Origin of the sequence: Limosilactobacillus portuensis, assembly GCF_014838735.1 — a bacterium.
Taxonomy (GTDB): Bacteria; Bacillota; Bacilli; order Lactobacillales; family Lactobacillaceae; genus Limosilactobacillus; species Limosilactobacillus portuensis.
This window is the reverse complement of record NZ_JABUXQ010000161.1, coordinates 1-243: the sequence shown is the minus strand read 5'-3', so window position 1 is coordinate 243 and position 243 is coordinate 1. Positions and strand designations below refer to the sequence as shown.

The 243-nt window shown below is 52.7% G+C and carries 1 rRNA gene; it reads left to right on the top strand.

What is annotated here, in order from left to right:
* A 16S ribosomal RNA gene (locus HUK49_RS11810) occupies positions 1–243 on the top strand; the annotation flags it as partial.

Below are 243 nucleotides of genomic sequence, written 5' to 3'. Positions count from 1 at the left end.
GTTCACGCAGTGACGGTATCCAACCAGAAAGTCACGGCTAACTACGTGCCAGCAGCCGCGGTAATACGTAGGTGGCAAGCGTTATCCGGATTTATTGGGCGTAAAGCGAGCGCAGGCGGTTACTTAGGTCTGATGTGAAAGCCTTCGGCTTAACCGAAGAAGTGCATCGGAAACCGGGCGACTTGAGTGCAGAAGAGGACAGTGGAACTCCATGTGTAGCGGTGGAATGCGTAGATATATGGA